Raw genomic sequence first — 25724 nt, forward strand, 5'->3', positions numbered from 1 at the left:
CCTCAGGAAATCAATTTATCCAAATCTTCTGCTGATAGACGTTTGAGGGCCTCCAAGGATTTAGCCAATGCGTCCTGCACCGGCGAATTAATTGTCTGTTGCGCCGCCACGCCGGCAGTGAATTCGGCCAGGGTCGGTGTGGTGAAAATCGATTTGACGTCGAATTCGCTGTGCAACTGCTCACGCAGGCGAACCACCACTTGCGTGGCCAGCAGGGAATGGCCGCCCAGTTCGAAGAAGTTGTCGTGCAAGCCCACACGCTCCACCTCCAGCACCTCGGCCCAGATCGCGGCAATCTGCTGCTCCAGCTCACTCTGCGGCGCGACGTACGGCCGTGCCTGCAAGTTGGCATCCACCTTGGGCAGCGCTTTGCGGTCCAGCTTGCCGTTGGGGCTCAAGGGCATGTGCTCCAGCAGCATCCATTGGGCCGGGACCATGTAGTCCGGCAGATGGCTGGCCAGATGGGCGCTCAAGACCTCACGCCAATCCTCCTCGGCGCCTTGCAGCACCAGGTAGCCAACCAGGTATTTGCCGTCGACCGCTAGCACCGCGACCTCACGCACCCAGTCGTGCTCCAACAGGCGCGCTTCGATTTCACCCAGTTCGATACGCAGGCCACGCAATTTCACCTGATGGTCAATGCGCCCGGCGTATTCGATTACGCCATCGTCGCGATAACGCGCCAGGTCGCCGGTGCGGTACAGGCGTTCGCCTTTTACGAACGGGTTGGCGATGAAACGCTCGGCGGTCAGCGCCGGACGACGGTGATACCCCCGCGCCAGGCCGATACCCCCCAGGTACAACTCGCCCAACACGCCGACCGGGGCGGGCTCGAAGTTGTTGTCGAGGATGTAGCAGCCGAGGTTGGCAATCGGACGGCCAATCGGTACGGCGTCGCGACCTTCGTCGAGGCAGGTCCAGTGGGTCACGTCGATGGCCGCTTCGGTCGGGCCATAGAGGTTGTAGAGCGCGGCGTGCGGAAGTTTGGCGAAGACTTGTTGCTGTGCGTCCACCGGCAAGGCTTCGCCGCTGCAGATGATGCGTTGCAGGCTGTGGCAATCGGCGACTTCCGGGTCCTGGAGAAACGCCTGCAACATCGACGGCACGAAGTGCAGCGTGGTGATCTGTTCGGTCTGAATCAGGCTGATCAGCTTGGCTGGATCGCGGTGATCCCCCGGTGCTGCCACAACCAGGCGCGAACCGGTCATCAGCGGCCAGAAGAATTCCCACACCGACACGTCGAAGCTGAACGGGGTCTTTTGCAGCACGCTGTCGCTGGCATCCAGGGTGTAGGCTTCCTGCATCCAGTGCAGGCGGTTAAGCAACGCCGCATGCCGGTTGCCCGCCCCCTTGGGTTGGCCGGTGGAGCCGGAGGTGTAGATCACGTAGGCCAGGTTTTCGCCGTCCAAGGCGATGCCAGGGTTCTCTTCGCTGTAGCCTTCGAGTGTTGATTCACCCAGCACCAGGGTTTCCAAACCTTGGGGGATCGGCAGTTGCGCCAGCACCTGCGCTTGAGTCAGCAGCAGCTTCACGCCGCTGTCTTCGAGCATGTAGGCCAGGCGGTCGCGCGGGTATTCCGGGTCCAGCGGCACGTACGCACCGCCGGCCTTGAGCACCGCCAGCAAGCCGACCACCATTTCGACGGAACGCTCCAGCGCCAGGCCCACCAGCACATCCGGCCCGACGCCTGCCTCGAGCAAACGATGGGCCAGGCGATTGGCGCGGCGGTTCAGCTCGGCATAGCTCAACGACAGATCGCCGAAGCGCAACGCCGGCGCCTGCGGTACGCGCGCGACCTGCGCTTCAATCAACTCATGCACGCAACGCTGCAACGGGTAGTCCCGCGCGGTGGCATTCCAGTCCTGCAGCACCTGCCGACGCTCGGTGATATCCAGCATCGGCAAATCGCCCAGGCGCTGTTGGCCGTCATCGACCATGGCTTGCAACAGGTTGACCAGGTGCCGGCCATAACCGTGCACGGTCGAAGCCTTGAAATAGCCATGGGCAAAACTGAAGTGCAGCGACAGGGTCTCGCCGAGGTCCACCAGCACGGTCAGCGGGTAACTCGTTTGTTCATGGGCCTTGGGCACGCCGAAGCGAATACCGCTGCCGCCGCTCTGTTCCAGGGCTTTGGACACCGGGTAGTTTTCGAACACCAGGATGTTGTCGAACAGTGCCGCCCCGCCCTGCCCGGCCCACCGTTGAATGTCATACAGGCCGGTGTGTTCATGCTCGCGCAGCGCCAGGTTCTGCGCCTGGACCGCCTGCAACCAGTCGGCCACCGTGTGTTGCCCGTCCACGGCGCAGATCACCGGCAGGGTGTTGATGAACAGGCCAAGCTGTTGCTCTACACCGGAAAGCTCCGCCGGACGCCCGGCCACGGTGGCGCCGAAAGACACCACCGCCTGGCCGCTATGGCGTTGCAGCAGAATCAACCAGGCCGCCTGCACCAGCGTATTGAGGGTGACCTTATTACACCGTGCAAAGGCTTCCAGCCGCGCGGTCAGTGATTGCGCCAGGCTGTACTGATGGTCGCCATAGCCGTCGATAGCGTCGGGCTGGTGGCTGCCCAGGCGGGTCGGCGTTTGCAGCGCGCTCAACTGCGCGCGCCAGAAGGCTTCAGTGGCGCCGGCATCCCGCTGTTGCAGCCAGCCAATGTAGTCGCGATAGCGTCCGCCAGCCTCGGGGACGGCCACGCCGGCATAGCGTTGCAGCACTTCGCCAAACAGACGCGAGTTGCTCCAGCCATCCATCAGGATGTGGTGATAGGTGTAGATCAGCTCATGGCGCTGCTCATCGGTGCGCACCAGCAGCAAACGCAGCAGTGGCGCCTTGGCCAGGTCGAAGCCCTGGCGGCGCTGGGCACGCTGCAGGTTGTGCAGTTCCAGTTCACGTTCGGGCATGGCGCGCCAGTCCAGCACTTCGATCCGCACTGGCGCATCGCGGTACACCACCTGGCACGGCCACTCCAACTGGCCTTCCCAGAAGAACCCCGTGCGCAACACCTCATGGGCCTGCACCGTGGCCTGCCAGGCTTGCTGGAAGCGTGCCACGTCCAGGCCCTCGGCCGTGACGCGGACCTGGTTGATGTAGTCACCCGCGGCCTGTTCATACAGGGTGTGGAACAACATGCCCTGCTGCATTGGCGACAAGGTGTAGATATCCTCCACGCCCTCGGCGGCCAGCGGCAGCGACTCCAGTTGTGCCTGGTCCAGGCGCGACAATGGGAAGTCGCAGGCCGTGAAGCCGCTGTTGCCCGGGGTGCAGCAGTGCTCTATCAGGGCCGTCAATTCGCGGGTAAACGCCTCGCTCAGCGCTTCGATCTCACGGGCCTCGAACATCAATGGGCTGAAGGTCCAGCCGATCTGCAACTCACCGCCATACACCTGGCCATTGAGGGTCAACCAGTTGCTTAACGGGGTATCGGGGCTCTGCTCGGCGCCGGCAGGTTCCGACGCGGGGGCAAACAGGCCGTCCGGCTGATCAAAACTGCCGTCGAACTGGCCCAGGTAGTTGAAGGTGATACGCGGCTGCGGCAATTGGCTGAAGGCCTGGCGTGTCGGCGCATCGCCCAAGTAGCGCAGCGCGCCAAAGCCCAGGCCCTTGTTGGGGATAGCACGCAGTTGCGCCTTGATCTGCTTGATCGAGCCGGCCAGGGTCGCGGCCGGGGTCAGGCGGACCGGGAACAGGCTGGTGAACCAACCCAGGGTGCGGGTCAGGTCGATGTCGTCAAACAAGTCTTCGCGGCCATGGCCTTCAAGCTGGATCAGGCTTGAAGCGTGCCCGCTCCACTGGCAGATCACCCGTGCCAGGGCGGTCAGCAGCAGATCGTTGATCTGCGTGCGATAGGCCGTGGGTGCCTGTTGCAGCAGTTGCCGGGTGTGTTCGGCATCCAGTTGGCTGACCACGGTCTGCGCCAACCGGCCGGGGCACGCGCCGTGCGGATCGCGGCACGGCAAGTCGGTGGCCACGCCCTGCAACTGCTGTAGCCAGAAGTCTTTTTCCGCCTGCATCGAGGGGCCGCGCGCGTGGGCCTGCAAGCGCTCGGCCCAGGCCTTGAACGATGACGTCTTGGCCGGCAGCGTATGTTGGCGATACAGGCTTTGCAGGTCTTCAAGGAATACCCGCCAGGACACGCCGTCCACCACCAAGTGGTGCATCACCAGCAACAGGCGCTGGGAGCCATCGGCCAACTCGGCGAGTACCGCGCGCAGCAACGGGCCATGTTGCAGGTCCAGGCTACGTTGGGCCCGTTCGCAGAGGGCCAGGAGTTCGCTGGCATCTTGTACGCGCTCGTGCCACAGCAGGCTCGCGCTCGGTGCGTCATGGCGCGCGACCCAGCCATCGGCCTGCTGGCTGAAACTCAGGCGCAGCACATCGTGATGCCGGGTGATGGCTTGCAGGGCTGCCGTCAACCGCTCGGCCTCTAGCGGCTGGCGCGGGGTCAGCAGCAGCGATTGGTTCCAGTGATGCGCGTGCGGCAGTTTTCGTTCGAAAAACAGTTGCTGGAACGGCAGCAACGGCGTCACGCCCTGCACCGGGCCCTGGTCGATCACGTGGGCGGTCTGCAACTGCGCCACGCGCGCCAGGCTGCGCACGGTCTGATGCTGGAACAGGGCCTTGGCGCTGAAGTGGATACCTTCGGCACGGGCGCGGCTGACCACCTGGATCGAGATGATCGAGTCGCCGCCGCGTTCGAAGAAATTGTCGTTCAAGCCGACGTGCTCGACCCCGAGTACTTGCGCCCAGATCGCGGCGATCCGTTGTTCCAGCGCACTTTGCGGGGCTTCGTACGGTTGCGCGGCTTCGGGTTTTGGCAGGGCCTTGCGGTCCAGCTTGCCATTAGGGCTGAGCGGCATCTGCTCCAGTCTCAGCCATTGGGCCGGGACCATGTAGTCCGGCAAATGGCTGGCCAGGTGGGCGCTCAAGACGTCACGCCAATCCTCCTCGGCGCCTTGTAGCATCAGGTAGCCAACCAGGTATTTGCCGTCGACCGCTAGCACCGCGGCCTCACGCACCCAGTCGTGCTCCAGCAGGCGCGCTTCGATTTCACCCAGTTCGATACGCAGGCCACGCAATTTCACCTGATGGTCAATGCGCCCGGCGTATTCGATTACGCCATCGTCGCGATAACGCGCCAGGTCGCCGGTGCGGTACAGGCGTTCGCCTTTTACGAACGGGTTGGCGATGAAACGCTCGGCGGTCAGCACCGGACGACGGTGATAACCGCGCGCCAGGCCGATACCCCCCAGGTACAACTCGCCCAGTACGCCGACCGGAGCGGGCTCGAAGTTGTTGTCGAGGATGTAGCAGCCGAGGTTGGCAATCGGACGGCCAATCGGTACGGCGTCGCGGCCCTCTTCAATGCAGGTCCAGTGGGTCACGTCGATGGCGGCTTCGGTCGGGCCATAGAGGTTGTAGAGCGCGGCGTGCGGAAGTTTGGCGAAGACTTGTTGCTGCGCATCCACCGGTAAGGCTTCGCCGCTGCAGATGATGCGTTGCAGGCTGTGGCAATCGGCGACTTCCGGGTCCTGGAGAAACGCCTGCAACATCGACGGCACGAAGTGCAGCGTGGTGATCTGTTCGGTCTGAATCAGGCTGATCAGCTTGGCTGGATCGCGGTGATCCCCCGGTGCTGCCACAACCAGGCGCGAACCGGTCATCAGCGGCCAGAAGAATTCCCACACCGACACGTCGAAGCTGAACGGGGTCTTTTGCAGCACGCTGTCGCTGGCATCCAGGGTGTAGGCTTCCTGCATCCAGTGCAGGCGGTTAAGCAACGCCGCATGCCGGTTGCCCGCCCCCTTGGGTTGGCCGGTGGAGCCGGAGGTGTAGATCACGTAGGCCAGGTTTTCGCCGTCCAAGGCGATGCCAGGGTTCTCTTCGCTGTAGCCTTCGAGTGTTGATTCACCCAGCACCAGGGTTTCCAAACCTTGGGGGATCGGCAGTTGCGCCAGCACCTGCGCTTGAGTCAGCAGCAGCTTCACGCCGCTGTCTTCGAGCATGTAGGCCAGGCGGTCGCGCGGGTATTCCGGGTCCAGCGGCACGTATGCACCGCCGGCCTTGAGCACCGCCAGCAGGCCAACCACCATTTCGACGGAGCGCTCCAGCGCCAGCCCCACCAGCACATCCGGCCCGACGCCTGCCTCGATCAAACGATGGGCCAGGCGATTGGCGCGGCGGTTCAGCTCGGCATAGCTCAGCGACACATCGCCGAAACGCAACGCTGGCGCCTGCGGTGCACGCGCGACCTGCGCTTCAATCAGCTCATGCACGCAACGCTGCACTGGGTAGTCCCGCGCGGTGGCGTTCCATTGGTAAACGATTTGCTCGCGCTCAGCCGCGTCCAGCACCGCCAGGTCCTGCAACGGCAACGCCGGGTTGGCCACGGCCACGCGCAACAGGCCCAGCCAGTGGCGCAGCATGCGCGACGCCGTGGCGGCGCCGAACAGGTCGGTGGCGTAGGTCAACGAGGCCCGCACGCCGTCGGCGCTTTCCTGGGTGTCCAGGCTCAGGTCGAACTGGGCGCTGCGGGTCTCCCATTCCAGGTTGGCCACGCGCAGGCCCGGCAGTTGCCGGGCGCTCGCCTGGGTGTTGGCCTGATGGTTGAACATCACCTGGAACAACGGGTTGTGGCTCAGGCTGCGTTCCGGTTGCAACGCCTCGACCAACTGCTCGAAGGGCAGGTCCTGGTGGGCCTGGGCTTCCAAGGCGCGGCGCTTGGTGTGCTGGAGCAATTGAGCAAAGCTCATTTGGCCGTCGAGATCGGCCTTGAGCACCTGGGTGTTGACGAAAAAGCCGATCAGCGATTCGGTCTCGACGCGGTTGCGGTTGGCAATCGGCACGCCGACCCGGATGTCCTGCTGGCCGCTGTAGCGATACAGAAACGCCTGGAACGACGCCAGCAGCAGCATGAACAGCGTCACGCCTTCACCCTGGGCCAAGGCTTTCACCCCGGCCACCAGCGCGGGTTCCAGGGCGATGTCCTGGCGCGCGCCCAGGAAGCTCTGTTGCGCCGGACGCGGGTGATCGAGGGGCAGCTCCAGCACCGGTTGCGTGCCACCGAGCAGCTCACGCCAATAGGCCAACTGCCGCGCCTTCTCGCCCGCTTCCATCCAGCGGCGTTGCCATAGGGCGTAGTCAGCGTACTGGATCGGCAACGGCGCCAGGGTGCAGTCCTGGCCCTGGCTGTAGGCCGCGTAGCGTTGCATCAGTTCCTGCACCATCACGCCCATGGACCAACCGTCCGAGACAATATGGTGCTGCACCAGCACCAGCACGTGCTCGTCTTCACTCAGGGTGAGCAGGCTGACCCGCAGCAGCGGACCTTGCTGCAAATCGAACGGCCGCGCGATTTCGGCTTCCACGCGCGCCTTGAGCCGGGCCTCGTCGACCGGGCTTTCAGCGATCCGGACCACGGTATGGGCCAGCACTTCCTGGGAACGCTGTTCATCGCCCAGGTGCAAACGGGTGCGCAGGCTTTCATGCCGCGCCACCAGGGCATCGAAGCTGCGTTGCAGGGCAGCCTTGTCCAGCCGCCCGCTCAGGCGCAGGGCTCCGGGGACGTGATACGCGGCGCTGTCCGGGTCGAGCTGCCAGAGGAACCACTGGCGCTCTTGGGCGTAGGACAGCGGCAAGTGTTGGCCGTCCTCGCGGATTGCGGCAATCGGCAATTGAGCGAAACTCATGCCACGGCTTTGCAGACGTTGATAGAACTGCTGGCGCTGTTCCAGCGGCAAGCGAAGAAAGCGCGAGACCAGGTCGATATTCGGGTTGGAAAGCATGGTTCAAATCGCCTCTAGTTCGCTCAAAAAGTCACGAAGGTCATCAAAGTCTTCCGCCGTACCCGCGCGGAAGGTGGCAGCCGCCTGGGCATAGGCGCGCAGTGAATCGGTCTGGAACACTTCCACCAGCGGCACTTCCAGGCCCAGTTCAGCCTGAACCCGCGAGGTGATCTGGATGGCCAGCAGCGAATGGCCGCCGACTTCGAAGAAGTTGTCGTTCAAGCCCACCTGCGGCAGACGCAGCACCTCGGCCCAGATCGCGGCGATCTGTTGCTCCAGCTCGGTTTCAGGCGCCACGTAGTGTTGTTGCAACTGGCTCGGGTCCGGCGCGGGCAAGCCCTTGCGGTCGAGCTTGCCGTTGGGGGTCAGCGGCATCTGCGCGAGGAACATGAAGTGCGCCGGCACCATGTAGTCCGGCAGGCGGGACTTGAGGGCGCGGCGCAGGGCATCGCGGAACTCCACCGCGTTGATCAGGGCGGGGTCGGCAGGCACCACATAGGCCACCAGTTGCTTGCCGGTCGGGCCGTCCTGGGCCACGACCACGGTTTCGCCGACGCTGTCCTGCTCTCGCAGGCGCGCTTCGATTTCACCCAGTTCGATGCGGAAGCCGCGGATCTTCACTTGATGGTCGACACGGCCGAGGTAATCCACCACGCCATCCGGACGGCCACGGGTCAGGTCGCCGCTGCGGTACACGCGGCTGCCGGGTTTGCCGAAGGGGTCTGGCACGAAACGTTCGGCGGTCAGGGCCGGACGTTCCAAGTAACCCCGGGCCACGCCCTCCCCGCCCAGGTACAACTCGCCGGCCACGCCGATGGGTTGCAGGTTGAGTTGCGCGTCCAGCACATAGCCGCTGCGGTTGCCGAGCAGTGTGCCGATGGGCGCATAGACCGCCCCGCATGGGTCCCCCTTGCGGGCCTTCCACAGCAGCGGCGTGACCACGGTTTCGGTTGGGCCGTAGCCATTGAACAGGTAGGTCGGTTTCAGCGCACGCCAGGCCAGGTCGTAGCTGGCTTGCGCCACCGCATCCCCGCCGAAGCAGTACACCCGCACGGCCGGTGGGTTGCCGTCGCGCTCGGCATGCTCGGCCAGCTGTTGCAGGTACACCGGCGGGAACACGGCCATCGTCACCTGGTGGCGATGCATCTGCGCGTAGGTGTATTCGGGCAACCACAGGCTGTCATCGCGGATCAGCACGCTCGCGCCGTTGATCAGCGGGTGCATCCAGCCTTCGTGGGAACCGTCGAAGGCGAACGACATGAAGTGCAGTTCGCAATCGGCCGGCGAGGTTTCATAGCGCTCGCCGGTGGCAATGATGTGCGCCACCAGCGGGCCGTGGGACACCGCCACGCCCTTGGGCAGGCCGGTGGAGCCGGAGGTGTAGATCACGTAGGCGAGGTTGTCGCCGTGCAGCTTCACGTCTGGAGCCGTGTCGCTGTAATCGGCCCATTCCTCGGTGCGATCGATCGCCAGGGTATCCAAGCCGTCAGGGATCGGCAGTTGCTGCAACGCCCGCGAGTGAGTCAGCAGCAACCGGGCGCGGCTGTCTTGCATCATGTACAGCAGGCGATCACGCGGGTATTCGATATCCAGCGGCACATACACCCCACCCGCCTTGAGCACCGCGAGGAACGCCACCATGATCTCGGCGCTGCGTGGCATGGCAATCGCCACGCGCACTTCCGGGCCCACACCACGGGCGATCAGTGCACGGGCCAGGCGGTTGGCCTGGCGGTCCAGCTCGCCGTAAGTCAGGGTCTGCGCGTCGAACTTCACCGCCACGGCCTTCGGTGTTTCAGCGGCACGGTCGGCGACCAATTCGTGCACCAGGCGCGTGGCCGGGAAGCCGGAATCGGTGCGGTTCCACAGTTGCAAGATGTGCTGCTGCTCGTCGCGATCCAGCAGGTTCAATTGGCCAATGCTCTGCGCCTGATCATCGACCATCGCCTGCAACAGGTTCTGCCAGTGGCGCGCCATGCGCTCGATGGTCGAGGCGTCGAACAGATCGGTGGCATAACTCAGCGAGGCGCCCAGTTGCTCCGGGGACTCTTCGATGTCCAGGGTCAGGTCGAATTGCGCGACGGCTTCGTCCCAGCTCACCGGGCTCATGTCCAACTGCGCAAGGCCGCGTAAATGCCGGCCGGACTGGCTGATATGGTGGTTGAACGCGACCTGGAACAACGGGCTAAGGCTCAGGCTGCGCTCCGGCTGCAAGGCTTCGACCAGTTGCTCGAACGGCAGGTCCTGGTGGGCCTGGGCCTCCAGCGCACGCTGTTTGACCTGGGCCAGCAACTGGCGGACGGTGGTGTGCCCGTCGATGTCAGCCTTGAGTACCTGGGTGTTGACGAAGAAGCCGATCAGGCCCTCGATCTCCACGCGGTTGCGGTTGGCGATGGGCACGCCGACGCGAATATCCCGTTGGCCGCTGTAGCGATGCAACAGCGCCTGGTAAGCCCCCAGCAACAGCATGAATACGGTCACGCCTTCACGCTGGGCGAGGGCCTGGAGACGCTCGACCAACGGCGCCGGCAGCGCAATATTCAGGCGCGCGCCACGATGGGTGGGCACCGCCGGGCGCTGATGATCGAACGGCAGCTCCAGCACCGGTTGTTCGCCCCCCAGCTGCTCTCGCCAGTAAGCCAGCTGGCGCGCCTTCTCCCCCGCCTCCATCCAGTCGCGCTGCCACTGCGCGTAATCGGCGTACTGGATCGGCATGCCCGGCAATTGCGGGATCTCGCCCTGGCTATAGGCGGCGTAGAGTTGCACCAGTTCATCGACCATCACCTGCATCGACCAGCCATCGGAGATGATGTGGTGCTGCACCAGCACCAAGACATGCTCGTCCTCGGCCAGGCGCAACAGGGTCACACGCATCAGCGGGCCCTGGCGCAGGTCGAACGGCTGGGTGATGCGCGCCTCGACCTGCGCCTTGAGGTGGGCTTCATCGGTGTCGACCGGGTGCAATTCGATCCGCGCCCGCGGGCTGATCACTTGAACGGTACGACCGGCCTCTGGCTGGAAGTGGGTACGCAGGCTTTCGTGGCGCGCCACCAGCGTATCGAAGGCGCGCTGCAGGGCGTCGCGATCCAGCCGGCCTTTCAGGCGCAAGGCGCGGGGCACATGGTAGGCGGCGCTGTGCGGGTCCAGCTGCCAAAGGAACCACTGGCGCTCCTGGGCATAGGACAGGGCCAAGGGTTGGTCACGTTCGGCCCGCTCAATCCGGGTGATTGCAACGCGGGCCTGGGTCAGGGCGCGGACAAAGTTGCCCAGCACGGGCTGCTCAAACAACGCCTTCACATTCACGTCCAGGCCCAAGCCATGGCGCATACGTGACACGGCTTGGGTGGCCAATAGGGAGTGGCCGCCCAGCTCGAAGAAATGGTCGTGCATCCCGACACGTTCCACGTCGAGTACCTCAGCCCAGATCGCGGCGACCTGTTGCTCCAGCTCGCTGCTCGGCGCGAGGTACTCACGGCCGACGACATCGGGCTTGGGCAGCGCTTTGCGGTCCAGCTTGCCGTTGGGGCTCAAGGGCATGTGCTCCAGCAGCATCCATTGCGCCGGGACCATATAGTCCGGCAAATGGCTGGCCAGGTGAGCGCTCAAGACCTCACGCCAATCCTCCTCGGCGCCTTGCAGCACCAGGTAGCCGACCAGGTATTTGCCGTCGACCGCCAACACCGCGGCCTCACGCACCCAGTCGTGCTCCAGCAGGCGCGCTTCGATTTCACCCAGCTCGATACGCAGGCCACGCAATTTCACCTGATGGTCAATGCGCCCGGCGTATTCGATCACGCCGTCGTCGCGATAACGCGCCAGGTCGCCGGTGCGGTACAGGCGCTCACCTTTTACGAAAGGGTTGGCAATGAAACGCTCGGCAGTCAGCGCCGGACGACGGTGATACCCCCGCGCCAGGCCGATACCCCCCAGGTACAACTCGCCCAACACGCCGACCGGGGCGGGCTCGAAGTTGTTGTCGAGGATGTAGCAGCCGAGGTTGGCAATCGGACGGCCAATCGGTACGGCGTCACGGCCCTCTTCAATGCAGGTCCAGTGAGTCACGTCGATGGCGGCTTCGGTCGGGCCATAGAGGTTGTAGAGCGCGGCTTGCGGAAGTTTGGCGAAGACTTGTTGCTGCGCATCCACCGGTAAGGCTTCGCCGCTGCAGATGATGCGTTGCAGGCTGTGGCAATCGGCGACGTCCGGGTCCTGGAGAAACGCCTGCAACATCGACGGCACGAAGTGCAGCGTGGTGATCTGTTCGGTCTGAATCAGGCTGATCAGTTTGGCTGGATCGCGGTGATCCCCCGGCGCTGCCACAACCAGGCGCGAACCGGTCATCAGCGGCCAGAAGAATTCCCACACCGACACGTCGAAGCTGAACGGGGTCTTTTGCAGCACGCTGTCGCTGGCATCCAGGGTGTAGGCTTCCTGCATCCAGTGCAGGCGGTTAAGCAACGCCGCATGCCGGTTGCCCGCCCCCTTGGGTTGGCCGGTGGAGCCGGAGGTGTAGATCACGTAGGCCAGGTTTTCGCCGTCCAAGGCGATGCCGGGGTTCTCTTCGCTGTAGCCTTCGAATGTTGACTCACCCAACACCAGGGTTTCCAAACCTTGGGGGATCGGCAGTTGCGCCAGCACCTGCGTTTGAGTCAGCAGCAGCTTCACGCCGCTGTCTTCGAGCATGTAGGCCAGGCGTTCGCGCGGGTACTCCGGGTCCAGCGGCACGTACGCACCGCCGGCCTTGAGCACCGCCAGCAAGCCGACCACCATTTCGACGGAACGCTCCAGCGCCAGCCCCACCAGCACATCCGGCCCGACGCCTGCCTCGAGCAAACGATGGGCCAGGCGATTGGCGCGGCGGTTCAGCTCGGCATAGCTCAGCGACACATCGCCGAAACGCAACGCTGGCGCCTGCGGTGCACGCGCGACCTGCGCTTCAATCAGCTCATGCACGCAACGCTGCAACGGGTAGTCCCGCGCGGTGGCATTCCAGTCGCCGAGCACCTGGCGGCGCGCGGCCTCCGTCAGCGACGGCAAATCCCCCAGGCGCTGCGCTGTGGTGCTGGCCAAGCCTTGCAACAGGTACTGGAAGTGCGTGGCCAGTTGCTCGATCTGCGCCTCACTGAACACCTGCACATCAAAGCTGAACTCGAATTCCAGGCCCGCGCCTGCCCCCAACAAGACGGTCAGCGGGTAGTGGGTCTGCTCGATGTTCTGCACATCACTGAAGGTCAACCCGGCCGGCGCGCCAGCGGCCAGCGCGGCGGAAACCGGATAGTTTTCAAACACCAGCAGCGTGTCGAACAACGCCGCGCCACTGGCGCCCGCCCAACGCTGGATATCGAACAAGGGCGTGTGCTCGTGCTCACGCAAGCTGAGGTTCTGTGCCTGTACCTGTTGCAACCACTCACTGACCCACAAGGTCGGGCTCGGGGTGGCGATCACCGGCAAGGTATTGATGAACAGCCCGACCTGCTGCTCCACACCCGGCAACCCCGCCGGCCGCCCGGCCACCGTGGCGCCGAACACCACGGTGTCCTGGCCGGTCTGGCGTTGCAGCAGCAACAGCCAGGCGGCTTGCACCAGCGTGTTCAGGGTGATTTTGTGGGCCTGGGCAAACGCCTTGAGTGGCGCGGTCTGCGCGACGCTCAGGGCCAGGGCGTAGCTGCCCTTGGCCGAAGAATGCTCGGTCGGGGTGGCGCACGCCAAGCGCGTCGGCGCCTGCAACGTGGCCAACTGGCCTTTCCAGAACGCCTCGCTGGCCGACGAGTCCTGGCCTTGCAACCAGCCAATGTAGTCGCGGTAATGCCCTTGCAGCGCCGGCAACGGCTGGCCGACATAGTGCTGCAAGACCTCCCCCAGCAATTGCGCCCGGCTCCAACCGTCCAACAGGATGTGATGGTTGGTGAGGATCAGGTGAAAGTGATCGACACCGATACGCACCAGTTTCAGGCTGAGCAACGGCGCCCGATCCAACACGAAACCTTGCGCGCGCGTGGATTCGCTCAACGCATCCAATGCCGCTTGCGGGTCTGGTTGCGCCTGCCAGTCGTACTCGACGAAGGGCAAGGCGCTCTCGCGATACACCGCTTGCAACGGCTGCGCCTGGTCCTGCTGCCAGATAAACCCGGTGCGCAACATGTCGTGCCGCGCCAGCACCTGCTCCCAGGCGCGTTTGAAGCGCGGCACGTCCAGGCCGTGGAGATTGGCGCGCAGCTGGCTGACATAGATTGCATCCTGGCCCTGCTGGTACAGGCTGTGGAACAGCATGCCCTGTTGCATCGGTGACAGTGGGTACAGGTCCTGCACGTCGCGCGATGGCAGCGCCAGGTCGTCCAGTTGCCGTTGAGTGAGGCGGGCCAGGCTGACATCGGCCGGCGTGAAAGCACCGTGTTGCGGATCGACGCAATGCTCGATCAGCGCCAACAGCTCGCGCTGGTAATCGTCCGCCAGGCCCTGAAGGGTCGAGGCCTGGAACATCTCGCGGCTGAAGCCCCATTGCAGCGCCAGTTCGCCACCGTACACCTGGCCCTCCACCGTCAGCCAGTTGGCCAGCGGTGCTGCCGGGTCCTGGGCCTGGCCACTGCCTTGGCTGGCGGGTACGAACAGCGCCGACTCATCGAACTGGCGGTCGAACTGGCCCAGGTAGTTGAAGGTGATGCGCGGCGCGGCCAACCCGGCGAGGGACGCGCGGGCCTCGGGCGTGCCCAGATAACGCAGCAGGCCGTAGCCCAGGCCCTTGTCGGGCACGGCACGCAGTTGCTCCTTGACCGCTTTGATCGCGCTCGACAACTCGCCCTCAGCTTGCAGGCGGACCGGGAACAGGCTGGTGAACCAACCGACGGTGCGGGTCAGGTCGAGCCCATCGAACAGGTCTTCGCGGCCATGGCCTTCGAGCTGGATCAGCGCGGCAGGCTGGCCGCTCCAACGGCAGATCACGCGGACCAACGCGGTCAGCAGCAGGTCATTGACCTGGGTGCGATAGGCCAGCGGCGCGTCCTGCAACAACCGGCGGGTCTGCTCGGCATTGAGGCGGGTCTCGAGCCTGCCCTCCAGGTGGTTTTGCAGGCCGCCCTGGGGGTTGTCGCACGGCAGCTCGGTGTCGCTGGACTGGGCCTGCCAGTACGGCAATTGCGCGCTGAGGGTGCTTGCATGGGCCTGCAACTGCCGCGCCCAGTGCTGGTAGGCGCTGGTCTTGTTTGGCAAGGGCTGCTCGCGATAAGCCTGTTGCAGGTCCTCCAGCAGAATGCGCCAGGACACGCCATCGACCACCAGGTGGTGCACCACCAGCAGCAAGCGTTGTGTGCCATCGGCCAGGCTGACCAACGCGGCACGCAGCAGCGGGCCTTGCGCCAGGTCGAGGCTGCGCTGGGCTTCGTCACACAGTGCTGCCAGCTCAGCATCGGTGCTCGCGTGGGATTGCCACAACGCCGCCTCCGTCACCGGCACGGCGTAGGCTTGCTGCCAGCCGTCGCCCTGTGGGGTAAAACGCAGGCGCAGGGCGTCGTGATGGTTGATCAAGTGCGTCAAGGCGGCGTCCAGCCGCGCAGGCTCCAGCGCCTCGCGCGGGGTCAGCAACAGTGACTGGTTCCAATGCTGGCGCGCCGGGATCGCCTGGGCGAAAAAACCCTGCTGCACCGGGGTCAGGATCACCTCCCCGCTCACCGGGCCCTGATCGATAACGATCGACGCGTCCTGGCTCGCTACCCGCGCCAGGCTGCGCACACTCTGGTACTGGAACAGGTCGCGCGGGCTCAGGCGTATGCCCGCCTGGCGCGCACGGCTGACCACCTGGATGGAGATGATCGAGTCGCCGCCCAGTTCGAAAAAGTTGTCGTCCAGGCCGACCTGCTCGACCCCGAGCACATCGCGCCAGATCGCCGCCAACGCTTTCTGTACAGGCTCCTGCGGGGCCGCGAATGCCTGCTGCGCCACGGCTTCCGGCACTGGCAAGGCCTTGCGGTCGAGCTTGCCGTTGGCGGTCACCGGCAGCTGGTCCAGGGTGATCAAGTGGGTGGGGACCATGTACTCCGGCAAGCTGTCGAGCAGCCAGGCCTTGAGGTCGATTGGCGCGTCGCCATTCGGCACCAGGTACGCCACCAACTGCTTGCCGCCGTGAACCAGCACCACGGCTTCACGTACGCCGGGGTGCTGCATCAGTTGCGCTTCAATTTCGCCCAGCTCGATGCGCAGACCGCGCAACTTGACCTGATGATCGAGGCGGCCCAGGTATTCGAGCACGCCGTCGGCCCGTTGGCGAACGCGGTCGCCGGTACGGTACAGGCGCTCCCCCGCGACGAACGGGCTCGGCACAAAGCGCTCCGCCGTCAAGCCAGGGCGCCGATGGTAACTGCGCGCCAGGCCGGTGCCGCCCAGGTACAGCTCGCCGGATACGCCAGCGGGCACGGGGTTGAGCTGGGCGTCGAGCACATAGGTGGCGAGGTTGGCGATCGGGCGGCCAATGGGCACGCTATCGGCGCCTTCGTCGACGCACGTCCAGTGGGTCACGTCGATGGCGGCTTCGGTCGGGCCGTAGAGGTTGTACAGGGCGGCGTTCGGCAATTTGGCGAACACCTGGCGTTGCGCGTCGAGGGGCAATGCCTCGCCGCTGCACACGATGCGCTTGAGGCGGGTACAGCGCTGCACGCCCGGCTCATGGATAAACGCCTGGAGCATCGACGGCACAAAGTGCAAGGTGGTGATGGCGTGCTGGCCGATGGTCTCGATCAGGCGCGCGGGCTCGCGGTGTTCGCCTGGCGCGGCCACCACCAGGCGAGCGCCGGTCATCAGCGGCCAGAAGAACTCCCATACCGATACGTCAAAGCTGAACGGAGTTTTCTGCAGGACCGCGTCACTGGCATCCAACGCGTAGGCCTGCTGCATCCAGCACAGGCGGTTGACCAGTGCACGGTGGCTGTTGCCGGCGCCCTTGGGCTTGCCGGTGGAGCCGGAGGTGTAGATCACGTAGGCCAGGTTCTGCGCCTGCATGGGCACCGCCGGCGAGGCGCTGCTATAGCCCTCCAGCCACAGCGCGGGCTGGTCCAGGGCAATCACCCGCAGGCCAGCGGCAGGCAACAACGGCAATAGGCTCTGTTGGCTGAGCAGCAGCGCAATGCCGCTGTCTTCGATCATGTAGGCCAGGCGTTCCTGGGGGTATTCGGGGTCCAGCGGTACATAGGCGCCACCGGCCTTGAGGATCGCCAGCAGGCCGACCACCATGTGGAGGGAGCGCTCGACACAAATCCCCACCAGCACGTCCGGGCCGACGCCCTGCTCGCGCAAGGCGTGGGCCAGTTGATTGGCGTGCGCGTCGAGTTGCGCATAGGTCAAGGTGGTGGTGCCGAACACCAGCGCCGGGGCATCCGGTGTGCGCTGCACCTGGTCTTCGATCAAGTGGTGCATGGCACGCTCAGTCGGGTACGGCGCGGCGGTCTGGTTCCAGGCCTGCACCAGCAGGTGCTGCTCGTCGGCGGCCAGCATCGGCAACTCACCGATGCGCTGCTCACCATCGGCCACCATGGCCTGCAACAGACGGATCCAGTGGCGCGCCATACGGGCGATGGAGGGCGCGTCGAACAGGTCGTTGGCGTAAGTCAGCGCGGCATGCAGGGTGCCGGACTTTTCATAGGTATCAAGGGTCAGGTCGAACTGGGTGGTGCGGCCCTGCCACTCCACCAGGGCCAGTTCCAGGCCAGAGGCAGTGCGGACCGAGGCGATGTCGGCCACCACCGGCTGGTGGTTGTACATCACCTGGAACAGCGGCGTATGGCTGAGGCTGCGCTCGACCTTCAGGGCTTCTACCAAGCGTTCGAACGGCAACTCCTGGTGGTCCTGGGCGCCCAGGGCATGCTCCTTGATGGCGTGCAGCAACTCGGCCACGCGGGTCTGCCCGGTCAGCTCGGTGCGCAGCACCTGGGTGTTGACGAAGAAGCCGATCAGCCCTTCGACTTCACTGCGATTGCGGTTGGCGATGGGCACGCCGATGCGCAGATCAACCTGCCCGGTGTAGCGATGCAACAACACGTTGAACGCGCCAAGCAGCAGCATGAACAGCGTGACATTGTGCTTTTGCGCGCAGTTGCGCAGTTGTACCGCCAGTGCCGGGTCGATTGCGAAGGTATGGCGCGTGCCCTGATAGCTGGGCATGGCCGGGCGTGGACGGTCGGTCGGCAATTCCAGTACCGGGTGCTCATCGCCCAGGCGCGCTTGCCAGTAGTCGAGCTGGCGCGCCTGCTCCCCGGCTTCCAGCCAGCAGCGCTGCCACAGGGCATAGTCGCTGTACTGGATCGGCAATGGCGGCAGTTGCGGCGTGTCGTTGCGCTCGTGGGCGTCGTAAAAGCGGATGAACTCGTCGATCAGCACGTTCATCGACCAGCCATCGGAGACGATATGGTGCAGGGTCAGCAGCAGCACGTGTTCCTGTGCATCGAGCTTGAGCAACTGCACACGCAGCAACGGCCCGTGCTCCAGGTCGAACGGCAACAGCGATTGACGGGTTGCCGCCTGGTTGACGGCCTGCTCGCGCGCCGTCGGCTCCAATGCGCTGAAATCCAGGTGTTCGATGGCCAGCGATGGCTCGACGGCCACCTGCACCAGGCGCTCATCGGCCTGGCGCTGGAACACCGTGCGCAACGTTTCATGGCGCGCCACCAGGCTGGCGAATGCCTGCTCCATGGCGCGCTGGTTCAATGCGCCCTTGAGCCGCACCGCCCCCGGCAAATTGTAGGCGCCGCTGGTCGGGTCCAGTTGCCACAGAAACCACATGCGCTGCTGCGCGTAGGACAACGCCTGGCGATCCTGCGCCTCCACCCCTGCCGGAATCGGAAACCGGGAAAAATCCACCCCTTCCTTCTGCAACGCCTGCAGGAACAGCTGGCGTTTTTCCAGGGGCAACCCGATAAACCGGCGAGCAAGTTTCAAGGAGTCTTCAGCATTCATTTCTTGGAGTCCGGAGCAATAGGCGGGAAGCACAAAGGCACGTCGTCCCTATAAAACGAACCGGAGAAGGAAAAATTAGCGGAGGGCGGGAGGCGTCGAGCAGCGCGTCATCAAGGGTTACATCAATCTCCGCTGAGTCACGCCAACTCGGGCTAGCATTGACGCACACCACTTTTTGCAACTACATTTAGTTACACGCAGGGAACGCCGTGTCCAAAAATGAAAAGCTGCTCGCCAAACTGCTCAATGAACACATGACATTCACCTGGCCCGAGCTCGTCACGCTGCTGCGTCGGCTTGGCTACACACAAATCGAGGGGGCGGGAAGCCGCGTCAAGTTCGACATCGGCGACCCCACGGCAATGATCACCTTGCACAAGCCTCACCCCGGCAACGAACTGAAACACTACATTCGTCGCCAGGTCATCGAACAATTGAGATCAGGAGACCTGATTCAGTGAACAACCAACTGAAATACAACGGCTACATCGGCTCTATCGAAGCCAGCCTCGAAGACAACTGCCTGTTCGGCAAAATCCTCTTCATCAAGGCGCTGGTCAGCTATGAAGGGAAAACCGTCGCCGAGTTGGACGCGGCCTTCCGCGAGGCCGTGGATGACTATCTCGCGACCTGCCAGACCCTGGGGCAAACCCCGGAGAAGCCATGCAAAGGCTCGTTCAATGTGCGGGTCGGCCATGACCTGCACCTGGCCGCGGCCCTGGCGGCAACCCGTAAGAAAGTCACGCTCAACGACCTGACGCGCCAGGCGTTGAACGAGTTCCTGCAACACCACGGCGCAGACCCGGCGATCGGTTGATCAGCCCAGTCGCCGATAACCCAGCACCGCCGCCCCCAACACCACGGCGCCCGCCGCCAGCGACACCCAGAAGCCGCTGGCCGCGCCAAACTGGTCGATCATCCAGCCGCAGCTGGCGGCGCCGATGGCCACGCCGATACTGAGACCGGTGATCAGCCAGGTCATGCCTTCGGTGAGGCGGCTCGGCGGGACGATTTGTTCCACCAGGGCCATGGACACGATCAGCGTCGGGGCGAAGAACAGGCCGGAAACGAAGATCGCCACCGCCAACCCAGGGATGTTCGTCACCAACAGCAGTGGCAAGGTGGTCAACGCCGTGGCCACCCCGCAGCACAGAAACTGCCGGGGCAGCGGCGCCTTCAACTTGAGCGCGCCGAACGCCAACCCCGCCAGGCACGAACCGATGGCATACACCGACAGCACAATGCTCGCCGCTGCGGGTTGGCCCTGCTGCTGGGCAAAGGCGACACTGACCACATCCACCACGCCGACGATCACACCCATGGCCAACAGCAGGATCATCAGGATCAGTACCGACGGTGAAGCGATCAACCAGCGGCCGTGATGGCCCTGGTGCTCATGCACCGGCGGTTCCGTTGCGCGTTGCAACACAAAGACGGTGACGCCCACTGCCAGCAGCAGCGCCGCCACCAAAGGCCCTGCTTCCGGGAACAGCACGACGCTCAGGCCAACGGAGATCGGTGGGCCGATGATAAAACACACCTCATCGAGCACCGACTCCAGGGCAAACGCGGTCTGCAGCTTGGGCTGGCCGCGGTACAGTGCGGTCCAGCGCGCCCGTACCATCGCCGACATATTGGGCATGCAACCGGCCAGGGCGGCGAACAGGAACAACGTCCAGCTGGGGGCCTGGAAACGCGTACACAGCAACAGCAACAACAACGCCCCGCCACCGATCAGCGCAGCGATCGGCAGCACCCTGCCCTGGCTGTAGCGGTCGACCAGCCGTGACACCTGCGGCGCGCAGAATGCCGTAGCCAGGGCAAATATCGCCGCCACCGACCCGGCCAAGCCATAACCGCCGTGGACCTGCGAGAGCATGGTGATCAGGCCGATACCGGCCATGGACACGGGCATGCGTGCCAGCATCCCGGCAAGTACAAAAGCCCGGGCACCGGGCGCCTGGAACAATTCGGCGTAGGGGTTTGCCATCACTGCACTGTCTTCTTATAAGGAGGTGCGCAACCTTTTATCACACCAGCCGCTTGATCTGCTTGTGCCGCCACACCAACCGAAAGTACGTCGTCTGCAATGCCAGCATCGCCAGGTACGTCACGGGAAACGCCATCCACACCCCTTCCAGGCCGAAATGCGCGTTGAACAGATACGCCATTGGCAGTTCAACGCCCAGCACGCAGAAAATCGAGATCGCCACCGGCATCAGCACCACGCCGCTGGCACGCATGATCCCGCCGATCACCGCCTGGAAGCCGAACACCAGGATGCTCCACAGCATGATATGCAGCAGGTGTTCGGCGTTGATCCGTGCGGCGTCGTCCGTGATGAACAAGCCCAGCAACCAGTGGGATAACAGGTAGCCCAGCAGGATCAGGCCACCTGTCAGGCACAGGTTGATCAGCAACCCCGTACGCAGGATCGGCCCGATGCGTTCCAGTCGACCGGCACCAATCGCCTGGGCGCCCAGGATCGACGCGGTAATGGCAATCGACAGCGCCGGGAATTGCACATAGTTGACGATTTGGGTGACCGCGCCATAGGCCGCCGTGGCTTGTGAACCATGGCTGTTGACCAGGGCGAGGATGACCAATTCCGACAGCGACAGCACCACCATCTGCAAACCGGTAGGCAGTCCGATGCGTAGCACCTTGCCTAGAATCACCCGATCCAGACGCAAGGCCGCAAGCAGTTCACGATCCGGCGCCATCACATGGTTTTTATGACGCAGGCGCAGGATCAGAAACAGCATCGCCGACGCGTTACCCACCAGCCCGGCATACACCGCACTCTGGATGCCCATCGGCGGCAAGCCAACCCAGCCGCGGATCAGCGCCGGGGTCAGCAGCAGGCCGACCAGGGTCGAGACCATCAGCGCCAACAACGGCGAAACCGTGTCGCTCACCCCGCGCAACAGTTGGGTGTAGAGGATAAACACCAGCAGCAGCGGCATGATCAGCATCATCATCTGGGCATAACCCACCGCGTCATCCAGCACATCGATGGGGGTGCCCAGTGCCTGCAAGGCCGGGCGCGCGAACAGGCTGCCGAGTACCGCCGCGATCAAGCCCACCAGCGCGCCGAGGGTCAAGGTGGCCCCGGTGATGGCCTTGACCATCCCGGTTTCCTGGGCGCCCCAGGCCTGGCCGATCAGCACCGAGGCCCCCGCGCCCAGGCCGATCACCAGCGCAATAAAGAAGAAGACGATGGGAAACATCCCCGACACCGCCGCCAACGCCTGGGTACCGAGCATTTGCCCGACATAGATGCCATTGAGCGTGCCGGAAAAACTCTGCAGGAAGTTGGACAGCACCATCGGTGCCAAAAAGATCAGGTAGATCTGCCACAACGGCCGTTGTTGGGTGACTTCCATGGTAGTTCGAGTCCCTGGATTTATGATCAGGCAGTAAAAGCGTTGCGCGACAGCCAGGCCAGGTACGTCTGCACGTCTACCGGCCAGTGCGCGATCTGCTTGGAAAAGTCCGCCGCATCCTGGGCAAACAGCGCCCGCGCGGCATCCTCGAAACCCGGCAGGTCGCCGCCAATGGCGCTCATGAAGCGATAGCTGGCCTCCTTGGCATGGCGCATTTGATCACGGCAGGCATGGGCATTGCGCGCTTCATCGACCAATCGGCGCAACGCGGCCGAAGCGCCGCCACGCTGCTGGCCCAACCACGCCCAGTGGCGAGGCAGCAAGGTGACTTCCCGCGCGACCACGCCCAGCTTTGGGCGCCCGACCGTGGGCACCGCGGGGGGCTCGTCATCGGTGTCTGTCGGTGCGGGTTGTTCCGGCGCATAACCTGCCGGCCAGGGATAGTCGACCTGGGTGCCGGTAGCGTCGTCAAAGACCAGGAAACTGCCCGCCGACAGGCCAAGGTCAACCAGGGCGGCAGCCACCTGGGCATAGGAACCGGCCGCCACGCGTTGGTGACGAACAAAGGCGCTGCATTGGGGAGTGATGTGCGCAGGCATGGCTTATTACCCGGATATTATTTATTTTACCCGGATCATATTAGCCCTAACGCTTCAACTTACAAGGCGATTCTCGTGAAACCTCCCGCCACTGAGCGCCGCCTGGACTGTGTGGCGAGCGGGCTTGCCCCGCGTTGGGCTGCGCAGCAGCCCCAGTAAGATCACCGCGTTTTTTCAGACAAAATGCAGTGCGGGATTGGGGGCTGCTGCGCAGCCCAACGCGGGGCAAGCCCGCTCGCCACACAGGCCCGCTTGCCACAACAAGCCCGCTCGCCACAGGGAGATTGGTCAGGGTCAAGAGAGTGGTGTAGCTACCCATGCCACCATCGCCTGAGGCATGCGTACCGGGCAACGCTCCTGGTCTAGTGACTGATCATCCAAGGCCGTGGCCCGGTCTGGGTCTTGAGGCCCAAGGGGTTGGCCTTGCTCGGCTCGACTTTTTTACCGGTGCCGCAGCAACTGCATCCGGCCGGATGGCGACGGTTCTCCCGGTATTCGCCGACGGTCTGCGGTGCGTGGGCACTGCGCTCGTTGCCGGCGATGGCCTTGCGTTGGTTGGCCGACAGCGTTTGCAGCGCCGGCGCCGACACCCTCAACGGCCCGCCAGGTCCTTCGCAGTACGGACACTGGCTGGGTTCGTTGCGCTGGGCCATCGGCCGCAGCAGCGTGAAAGTGCCACACGCCTCGCAGGCGTATTCGTAGGTCGGCATGGCTACAGGTCCGGGGCAATGGGCAGGTCGATGCTGCCGTCGAGGTATTTCGTCGGGCCGTTGGCGGTGGGGTTGATGTCGAACTCGAAGATCTCCGTGGGCAACCACAAGGTTGCGCAGGCATTCGGAATATCCACCACACCGCTGATATGCCCCTGCACCGGTGCCGAGCCGAGCAACGCATAACCCTGGGCCGGCGAATAGCCGAACTTGGTCAGGTAGTTGATCGCGTTCAAGCAGGCCTGGCGGTAGGCGATGTTGACGTCCAGGTAGTGCTGCTGGCCCTGCTCGTCCACCGAGATGCCTTCGAAGATCAGGTAGTTCTTGTAGTTCGGGGTGATCGGGCTCGGCTTGAACACCGGGTTCTTGATCCCGTACTTGGCCATGCCGCCCTTGATCAGCTCGACTTTCATATGCACCCAGCCGGCCATTTCGATAGCGCCGCAAAAGGTGATTTCACCGTCGCCCTGGCTGAAGTGCAGGTCGCCCACCGACAGCCCGGCGCCGTTGACATAGACCGGGAAGAAAATCTTCGAGCCACGGGACAAATCCTTGATATCGCAGTTGCCGCCATGCTCACGCGGTGGCACGGTGCGCGCGCCGGTCGCGGCCGCATCGTCACGGGCCTGGCCCTTGAGCTTGCCCATATGCGCGGTGGCGGCCAACGGTGCGTTGGCCAGCGGCGGCACGCGGGTGGGGTTGGTGTCGATCAGTTCCTGCTCGCGGCGGTTCCAGTCGGCAAGCATCACCGGGTCGGGCAGGCAGCCAATCAGGCCCGGGTGGATCAGGCCCGCGAAGTTCACCCCTGGGATATGCCGTGAACTCGTGAACATGCCCTTGAAATCCCAGATGGCCTTTTGTGCGCTGGGAAAATGGTCAGTGAGGAACCCACCCCCGTTCTGCCGCGAGAAAAAACCGTTGAAGCCCCACTGGGAGTCGGCCTTGGCGCCGATATCGAGCAAGTCCACCACCAGTAAGTCACCCGGCTCGGCGCCGTGCACCCCCACCGGGCCAGACAGGTAATGCACGGTGGACAGGTCCACATCGCGCACATCGCTGGCGTCGTCGTTGTTCTTGATCGCGCCGGCGGTCCAGTCGTAGGTCTCGAGGATGAAATCATCACCCGGCTTCACCCAGCACGCCATCGGGATATCCGGGTGCCAGCGGTTATGGATCTGCTCGTTCTCGGTGACGGGCTGGTTGAGGTCGACTTTGATCAGCGTTTCGGTCATGGACTGGCTCCTGGACGGATGACGGGATGCGTTCAATCCAGTCTCAGGGGGCCAGCGAAATCGGGAAATACGTTGGATGACGTATGGGCGCGGTCACCCGGTGCCTCAGATCGCCCGCGCCATATGCTCGGTAATCCGCCCGCGCAACCAGCGCTCTGCCGGGTCGTTGTCATGCACTCCGCTCCACACCATTGACAACTCCGCCGCGTCGATCGCAAACGGCGGGTCTTCGGCGCGCAACGCCGTGCCCTCGGTCAATGCACAGGCGGCGTAATCCGGCACCGTCGCAATAATCTGCGTACCCGCCAGCAGTGCACGCAGGCCGCTGAACTGCGGCACCGCCAGTACCACCCGGCGCGCGCGGCCGATGCGGGCCAGGTCCAGGTCGATATTGCCGCTCAAGTCACCCGAGAACGACACCATCGCATGGGGCCGTTCGCAATAGTCATCCAGGGTCAGAGGTTCTGTACCGGCATCGCCACGCAACACCTTGCAGGGGATATCCCGCAGCTTCTTGCGCTTGGCATTGGCCGGCAGATCCGTGGTGTAGCTGACCCCCACAGTGATTTCGCCACTGGCCAGCAACGACGACATCAACAGGTAATTGGCCCGGCGCACCACCACGATGATCCCCGGCGCCTCTTCGCGCAGTTGGCTGAGCAACGGCGGAAACAGGCCGAACTCAGCATCGTCGGACAGGCCGATGCGAAACACCGCGCAACTGGTGGACGGGTCGAAATCCTTGGCGCGGCTGACCGCGCTTGAAATGGTGTCCATGGCCGGTTGCAGCTCCTTGAGTATCGCCACCGCGCGTGGCGTGGGCTCCATGCCCCGCCCGTTGCGCAGCAGCAACGGGTCGTCGAACAGGTCGCGCAAACGGCCCAAGGCCGCGCTGACCGCCGGCTGGCCCATGAAGAGTTTTTCGGCGACCCGGGTCAGGTTCTTCTCGAACATCAGGGCCTCGAAAATCACCAGCAGGTTCATGTCGACGCGGCGCAGGTCGTTGCGGTTCATGGCGATATCCAAACGGTTGGCAAGCCACCAGATAAGCACGCAGGGCACGCTCTGGATTGCA

General features: G+C 64.2%; 9 protein-coding genes and 2 pseudogenes. 3 read left to right on the plus strand and 8 right to left on the minus strand.

Annotated elements, in window-relative coordinates:
• Positions 1 to 2: 2 nt before the first annotated feature.
• Entirely contained in the window at positions 3 to 7784 is a 7782-nt protein-coding gene (locus AB7933_RS32525) for a non-ribosomal peptide synthetase (protein ID WP_024076054.1), read from the minus strand.
• Between the two features lie 3 nt (positions 7785 to 7787).
• The gene (locus tag AB7933_RS20505; protein ID WP_375156272.1) at positions 7788 to 18722 is read right to left on the minus strand and encodes a non-ribosomal peptide synthase/polyketide synthase; all 10935 of its coding nucleotides are present in this window, start codon (positions 18720 to 18722) and stop codon (positions 7788 to 7790) included.
• 209 nt (positions 18723 to 18931) lie between these two features.
• On the opposite strand from AB7933_RS20505, the gene AB7933_RS20510 reads away from it, so the two are divergent.
• Positions 18932 to 19183: a type II toxin-antitoxin system HicA family toxin gene (locus AB7933_RS20510; RefSeq protein ID WP_024076056.1), complete on the plus strand. Its 252-nt coding sequence runs from the start codon at positions 18932 to 18934 to the stop codon at positions 19181 to 19183.
• Complete coding sequence (locus tag AB7933_RS20515; protein ID WP_024076057.1) at positions 19180 to 19539, plus strand: type II toxin-antitoxin system HicB family antitoxin; 360 nt, start codon at positions 19180 to 19182, stop codon at positions 19537 to 19539. Before AB7933_RS20510 ends, AB7933_RS20515 begins: the two co-directional genes overlap by 4 nt.
• Here AB7933_RS20515 and AB7933_RS20520 read toward each other — a convergent pair whose 3' ends face one another.
• Genes AB7933_RS20520 through AB7933_RS20530 form a run of 3 tightly spaced genes read right to left on the minus strand, consistent with a single transcriptional unit; the run spans position 19540 to position 22707 of the window.
• The gene (locus AB7933_RS20520) at positions 19540 to 20712 is read right to left on the minus strand and encodes an MFS transporter (protein WP_024076058.1); all 1173 of its coding nucleotides are present in this window, start codon (positions 20710 to 20712) and stop codon (positions 19540 to 19542) included.
• Positions 20713 to 20752: 40 nt separating this feature from the next.
• Positions 20753 to 22108, minus strand: a complete 1356-nt coding sequence (locus tag AB7933_RS20525) for an MATE family efflux transporter (protein ID WP_024076059.1) — start codon at positions 22106 to 22108, stop codon at positions 20753 to 20755.
• Between the two features lie 26 nt (positions 22109 to 22134).
• A complete protein-coding gene (locus AB7933_RS20530) occupies positions 22135 to 22707 on the minus strand; it encodes a DUF2239 family protein (RefSeq protein WP_024076060.1) in 573 nt (190 codons plus the stop codon).
• A gap of 335 nt (positions 22708 to 23042) precedes the next feature.
• Here AB7933_RS20530 and AB7933_RS20535 point away from each other — a divergent pair.
• Positions 23043 to 23141 (plus strand): annotated as a pseudogene (locus AB7933_RS20535) (hypothetical protein); the annotation flags it as partial.
• 183 nt (positions 23142 to 23324) lie between these two features.
• Here the strand turns inward: AB7933_RS20535 and AB7933_RS20540 are convergent.
• The 3 genes and pseudogenes from AB7933_RS20540 to AB7933_RS20550 all read right to left on the minus strand — a co-directional run.
• Positions 23325 to 23417: pseudogene (locus tag AB7933_RS20540) on the minus strand (FmdB family zinc ribbon protein); the annotation flags it as partial.
• A gap of 2 nt (positions 23418 to 23419) precedes the next feature.
• The gene (gene fmdA, locus AB7933_RS20545; protein ID WP_024076062.1) at positions 23420 to 24649 is read right to left on the minus strand and encodes a formamidase; all 1230 of its coding nucleotides are present in this window, start codon (positions 24647 to 24649) and stop codon (positions 23420 to 23422) included.
• A gap of 105 nt (positions 24650 to 24754) precedes the next feature.
• Positions 24755 to 25663 (minus strand): LysR family transcriptional regulator, encoded by a 909-nt coding sequence (locus tag AB7933_RS20550; protein WP_024076063.1) that lies wholly within the window; start codon positions 25661 to 25663, stop codon positions 24755 to 24757.
• Positions 25664 to 25724: the final 61 nt, after the last annotated feature.

This window comes from Pseudomonas gorinensis, assembly GCF_042015035.1.
Lineage (GTDB): Bacteria > Pseudomonadota > Gammaproteobacteria > Pseudomonadales > Pseudomonadaceae > Aquipseudomonas > Aquipseudomonas gorinensis.